5 protein-coding genes are annotated in these 6,306 nt (G+C 30.6%); all 5 read left to right on the plus strand.

The annotated features are described in order from the left end of the window. Nucleotides 1–49: 49 nt before the first annotated feature. The 5 genes from KSU54_RS13595 to purF all read left to right on the plus strand — a co-directional run bounded on the left by KSU54_RS13595 (nt 50) and on the right by purF (nt 6,209). A complete protein-coding gene (locus KSU54_RS13595) occupies nt 50–322 on the plus strand; it encodes an ACT domain-containing protein (protein WP_003538362.1) in 273 nt (90 codons plus the stop codon). Between the two features lie 11 nt (nt 323–333). Further along, entirely contained in the window at nt 334–1,698 is a 1,365-nt protein-coding gene (locus KSU54_RS13600; RefSeq protein ID WP_008791731.1) for a PFL family protein, read from the plus strand. Nucleotides 1,699–1,744: 46 nt separating this feature from the next. Next, nucleotides 1,745–2,971, plus strand: coding sequence for an ATP-binding protein (locus KSU54_RS13605; RefSeq protein WP_003538357.1), 1,227 nt, complete (start codon nt 1,745–1,747; stop codon nt 2,969–2,971). 15 nt (nt 2,972–2,986) lie between these two features. Further along, nucleotides 2,987–4,714 (plus strand): GNAT family N-acetyltransferase, encoded by a 1,728-nt coding sequence (locus tag KSU54_RS13610; RefSeq protein WP_003538355.1) that lies wholly within the window; start codon nt 2,987–2,989, stop codon nt 4,712–4,714. Nucleotides 4,715–4,784: 70 nt separating this feature from the next. After that, nucleotides 4,785–6,209: an amidophosphoribosyltransferase gene (gene purF / locus KSU54_RS13615; RefSeq protein ID WP_003538353.1), complete on the plus strand. Its 1,425-nt coding sequence runs from the start codon at nt 4,785–4,787 to the stop codon at nt 6,207–6,209. Nucleotides 6,210–6,306: the final 97 nt, after the last annotated feature.

Raw genomic sequence — 6,306 nt, forward strand, 5'->3', positions numbered from 1 at the left:
TATACAACTATGATATAATATCCTAAATAATTAGGAGGTAGGTAATAGTATGCAAAAGGGGATTATTACAGTAGTAGGAAAAGATCAAGTAGGAATTATTGCTAAGGTTTGTAGTTTTTTAGCGGAAAAACAAGTTAATATCTTGGATATTTCTCAAACTATCATTCAAGGTTATTTTAACATGATGATGATTGTAGAACTAAGTTCAATTACCGAAGAATTTGGAACTATCTGTGAAGATTTAGATAAATTAGGTGAAGAAATCGGAGTAAATATTAAATTACAACATGAAAACATTTTTAATAAAATGCATCGTATTTAAGGAGAATCGGAATGATTAATTTATTTGAAGTAGCAGAAACAAATAAAATGATTGAGCAAGAAAATCTTGATGTGAGAACAATTACATTAGGGATCAGTTTATTAGACTGTATGGATCATGATATTGATGTTTTATGTGAAAATATTTATAAAAAAATTACTACCGTAGCTAAGAATCTAGTCTCTACGGGTAAACAAATCGAAATGAAATATGGAATTCCTATTGTCAATAAAAGAATTTCAGTAACACCAATTGGATTTGTTGGCTCTAATGCTTGCAAATCAACAGCGGACTTTGTTAAAATTGCTAAAACATTGGATAAATGTGCTCATGAAACTGGAGTTAATTTCATCGGTGGTTATACAGCAATTGTTTCCAAAGGAATGACAAAGGCGGAAGAATTATTAATTCGTTCAATTCCTGAAGCAATGAAAGTTACTAGTAATGTTTGTAGTTCGGTAAATGTTGGATCAACTAAAACTGGTATTAATATGGATGCAGTAAAATTAATGGGGGAAATCATTCATGAAACTGCAGATTTAACTAAGGAAAATGATTCTATTGGTTGTGCTAAGTTAGTTGTTTTATGCAATGCACCTGACGATAATCCATTTATGGCTGGGGCTTTCCATGGGGTTAGTGAAGCAGACGCAATTATAAATGTTGGAGTTAGTGGCCCGGGTGTTGTTAAAAATGCTATTGCCAATGCCAAAGGAAAAGATTTTGGAGAGTTATGTGAAATTATCAAGAAAACTGCGTTTAAAATTACTCGCGTAGGTCAATTAGTTGCTTTAGAAGCGTCGGAAAAATTGGGGATTCCTTTTGGAATCATCGATTTATCATTAGCTCCAACTCCAGCAATCGGTGATAGTATCGCCGATTGTTTAGAAGGAATGGGCTTGGATAGTGTTGGTGCTCCAGGAACAACAGCTGCATTAGCAATCTTGAATGATCAAGTTAAAAAAGGTGGCGTTATGGCTTCTTCATATGTTGGTGGATTAAGTGGAGCATTTATTCCAGTCAGTGAAGATCAAGGTATGATTGATGCTGTAAACCGTGGCGCATTAACACTTGAAAAATTAGAAGCTATGACATGTGTATGTTCAGTTGGACTTGATATGATTGCGATTCCTGGAGATACTCCAGTCACTACTTTATCTGGAATCATTGCCGATGAAATGGCAATTGGTATGATCAATCAAAAAACCACAGCTGTTAGAATTATTCCTGTAATCGGTAAAAATGTTGGTGAAGTAGTAGAATTTGGGGGACTATTGGGTTATGCACCTGTAATGCCAGTAAACCAATTTGGATGTGCTGAATTTATTAATCGTGGTGGTAGAATTCCTGCACCAATTCATAGTTTTAAAAATTAAAAGACGTTAACTCGTCTTTTTCATTATATTGAAAGGAAAATGTAAAATGAATGATTTAATAGTTTTTAATCCATTGTATAAAAATAAAGATATTGCTGAGTGTTTTGCATTATATACTGAAGTAGTAGATGGGAAACTTGAAAATAGCAGTAAATTTGTTTCATTGTTAATTAAATTAGCTGAAAAATACAACTTGTACGATAATCTATTTAATAGTTTATTAACTTATTTGTTAATTAATAATGAAAATTCGTTTACTCTAGCATTAGAAAGAAAAAAAACAATAGCTGCTAATTTAAAAGAAATTGTTATGAATGATTTTAAGATTATTTTCAAAATGTTTAATACGGATTTTAGTGTCTTGCCATTAGCACAACAAAATTTGATAACAGGATTCACACCTTCAAAGCCTGTCATTAATATTGAACTATTCGAAGTTTCAAAAACATTACAGGACAATTTAACTGCCTGTAATGATGTTGAATCATTTTATAATGTATTAGAAAACTTCTTTTTAACGTATGGAGTTGGAAAATTTGGATTAAATAAAGCATTTCGTTATGAAAATGAGCAAATTAGTCCTATAATACATATAGGTAATGGGCGACTAGATCAGTTGATTGGTTATGAAAGCCAAAAAGAAAAACTTACCCAAAATACCGAGGCATTTTTAGCAGGAAAAAAAGCAAACAATGTTTTATTATACGGTGATAGTGGAACTGGTAAATCAAGTAGTATTAAAGCTTTATTAAACGAATATTATAAAGATGGTCTAAGAATGATAGAAGTTTATAAACATCAGTTTATAAATCTTCCTAGTATTATTCAAGAATTACAGTCACGTAATTATAAATTTGTATTATTCATGGATGATTTATCGTTTGAGGAATTTGAAATTGAGTATAAATACTTAAAAGCAGTCATTGAAGGCGGGTTAGAAAAGAAACCTGATAATATTTTGATTTATGCAACAAGTAATCGCCGTCATTTAGTAAAACAAACATGGGGTGATCGTCAAGATCAGGATGAGGTTAATGTAAATGATGCTAAACAAGAAAAAACATCATTAAGTTCAAGATTTGGTGTTAAAATTTTATTTATGCATCCAGATCGTCAAAATTATTTAGATATTGTTGATGGTTTAGCCGAACAATATGGTTTAATGATGGAGCGTAACGAATTGCATCAAAAAGCATTAACTTGGGAAATTCGTCACGGTGGATTTTCAGGAAGAACTGCCAAACAATTTATTAATGCAATGCTAGGTAAATAAAACAATAGGAGTAATATGCGAAAATTATTATTAAACGATTATCACAAAATAAAAAAATATTTAGACGATGCAAATTATGAGGGCTATAATTCTAATTTTGTCACAATGATGATGTGGGATCATGAATATGAAATATATTATGAAATAAAAGATAATTTCATGGTTATGTTACACACATATTTAGACGAAAAGTTTTTTGCAATGCCTTTTTGCAAACCAGAGTACTACTATGAAGCAATCGAATATATGCAAAACTATGCTAAAGAGCATAACTTTCTTTTTAGAATCGATTTAGCTGTTGAAGAATCTATGAGTTTAATTAAAGAAAGATATGGAGATAAGTTTTTGTATTTGCATAATGAAGATTTTGATGATTATGTCTATACAAAAAAATCTCTAGAATCTTTGGCAGGAAAAAAAATGCAAAAGAGAAGAAATCACTTTAATGCGTTTGTTAAAGAAAATCCGAATTATATTTATAAAGAAATTGAAGATGAAGATGTTGATAATGTTTTACAGTGTCTCAAAAAATGGGATTTTTCTCATCGAATAGAAGAGAGTGTTATTTCTGAGTATATCGGGATTGTCTACTTGTTAGTACATCGTCATGAATTGGAAATAAAAACTGGCTGTATTTACATTAACGGACAGTTAGAAGCATTTATTATTGGTTCCCCACTTAAACACAGTACCGTTCAAATTCACGTAGAGAAGGCTAATAAAGATATTAGAGGATTATATGTGGCGATTGGTAAATTCTTCCTAGAACGAAATTTTGAGGGTTATGAATTTGTTAACCGTGAGGAAGATATGGGATTAGAATCACTACGCCGTGCTAAACAAATGCTGCACCCAGTTAAAATGGTTAAGAAATATAATATTGTTCCTAGTAACCTATCAATTATGCCGGCAGCAGATAATGATCTGCATTCAATTATTGACCTATGGCGTGATAGTTTTGAAGATGAAGACAAGCAAACAACTAACTTTTATTTTATGAAATGTTACAGCAAAGAAAATACATATCTATTAAAAAATAACAACTTCCTTGTTTCAATGATGCAAATAGTCCCATATACCATTGTTCTGGATAATCAGGAGATAAAGGCATACTTTATTCTTGGTGTTGCTACTAATAAGAATTATCAAAAGCAAGGAATGATGAAAAAGTTAATGAACTATGTGCTTAACTTGCCAAAATATGCTGGTCAAAAGATTTTACTTCAAGCTTACATGCCAGAAATTTATTATAATTTTGGATTTAATAAAGATTATTATCATAAAATTACAAATGTTGACAAAAAATCATATCAAAATGATTATGATTTAACAGTTATTGAAGATCTGGATTTTGTAAATTCACTTAAATTATATAATGATTTCACAAAAGATTTTAATGGTTATCGTAAAAGAGATATCGACTATTACCAAAATTACTTAATTGCACGTTGCCGTGCTTATAACGATCAAATAAAATTATTTTATGATAATGCTAAAATAATTGGATATGCAATTTATCATGAAAGTGCTTCTAAAATTGAGGTCAGTGAAATAATCTATACTAATTATGAAAGTCTAAATAAAATCGTTTGTTTCTTATCAAAAACAAACAAAGAACTGATTATTGAAAGTGATTTAAACAATGAAATAATTGGTGATTGTACGTATATATGTACAATGTTGACCAATTTTTTAAAAAATAGTTGTCAAGATAATAAATTTTATATAAATGAGTGCCTATAATACCTATTTTTTATTGACTAACCTATCTCTGCATTATAAAATGTAAAAGTATTTAAGAGGAGGTTAGTTAATGTTTTCAAAAGATCGAGAATTACATGAGGAATGTGGAGTATTTGCAGTTTGTGGATATGAAAATGCTGCAGCAATGTGCTACTATGGATTACATAGTTTACAACACCGGGGGCAAGAAGCTGCTGGTATTGTTGTAAAAAATAAAGAAGCTTTGTCAATTCAAAAGGGTGAAGGGCTAGTTACTGAAGTATTTGATCAAGATAAAATTAGCAAAATGAAAGGTGATCATGCTATTGGTCATGTTCGTTATTCAACAGCTGGTGGTGGTGGAATTGCTAATGTTCAGCCATTATTATTTAGAACCTTAAATGGATCTTTAGGAATTGCACACAATGGAAATATTGTTAATGCCAATGTCTTAAAGGCGGACTTAGAAAAAAAAGGAAGCATTTTTTCTAGTTCTTCAGATACTGAGATTTTAGGTCATTTAATTATGCGTGAAGAAGGTCATATGATTGATCGTATTTGTAATTCCTTAAACAAACTTGATGGTGCATTTGCCTTTTTGATTTTGATTGAGAATGCTTTGTATGTAGCAAGAGATAAGTATGGTTTGCGACCTGTTTCTATTGGTCAATTGCCTAATGGGGCATATGTATTTTCATCAGAAACGTGTGCATTTGAAGTTGTTGGTGCAAAATTTGTTCGTGATTTAGAACCTGGTGAAATCGTTAGAGTCAAAGACGGTCAAATCAAATCAAAGCTTTATACAAATGATGTTACTGATAAAATATGTGCAATGGAATATATTTATTTTTCACGACCAGATAGTAATTTAGATGGAATAAATGTTCATACAACTAGAAAACTTGCTGGTAAACAATTATTTAAAGAAGCACCAGTAGAAGCTGATTTAGTTATTGGTGTTCCTGATTCTTCTATTTCTGCTGCAATCGGATATGCAGAAGCAGCTAATATTCCTTATGAAATGGGTCTGATTAAGAATAAATATGTAGGTCGTACTTTTATTCAACCTACTCAAGAAATGAGAGAGCAGGGGGTTCGAATGAAATTATCTGCAGTTTCTTCAATTGTTAAAGGAAAACGTGTTGTTATGATTGATGATTCAATTGTACGTGGAACTACCTCTAAAAGAATTGTACGATTGTTAAAAGAAGCTGGTGCTAGAGAAGTGCATGTAAGAATTGCTTCACCAGCAATCAAATATCCTTGTTTTTATGGTGTTGATATGTCAACCATGGACGAATTAATTTCTAATCGTTTGAATGTTAATGAATTATGCAATTATATTGAAGCTGATTCACTTGCCTTTATTACTGAAGAAGGAATTGATAAATCTATCCATTTTAATAAAGAAAAACATAAATGTAGTTTATGTTTAGCTTGTTTCAATGGTGAATATGTAACAAATTTATATGATTCATTTGAAATGGATAAAATCAAGAAAGGTAAGGAATATTAAAAACTCCTTACCTCTTATAATTAGTAAAGTAGATATAACATATATAACTTCGCATAATGGTAGGAAATGTAAATTCTTATCGCGTATATTATGTATA

The sequence above is a fragment of the Erysipelatoclostridium sp. MSK.23.31 genome, from assembly GCF_019125875.1.
Taxonomy (GTDB): Bacteria; Bacillota_I; Bacilli_A; order Erysipelotrichales; family Coprobacillaceae; genus Thomasclavelia; species Thomasclavelia ramosa.

Bases quoted from the DNA above. Each gene is read 5' to 3' on its own strand.
- KSU54_RS13595 (WP_003538362.1), top strand. From the start codon at position 50: ATGCAAAAGGGGATTATTACAGTAGTAGGAAAAGATCAAGTAGGAATT.
- KSU54_RS13600 (WP_008791731.1), top strand. From the start codon at position 334: ATGATTAATTTATTTGAAGTAGCAGAAACAAATAAAATGATTGAGCAA.
- KSU54_RS13605 (WP_003538357.1), top strand. From the start codon at position 1,745: ATGAATGATTTAATAGTTTTTAATCCATTGTATAAAAATAAAGATATT.
- KSU54_RS13610 (WP_003538355.1), top strand. From the start codon at position 2,987: ATGCGAAAATTATTATTAAACGATTATCACAAAATAAAAAAATATTTA.
- purF (WP_003538353.1), top strand. From the start codon at position 4,785: ATGTTTTCAAAAGATCGAGAATTACATGAGGAATGTGGAGTATTTGCA.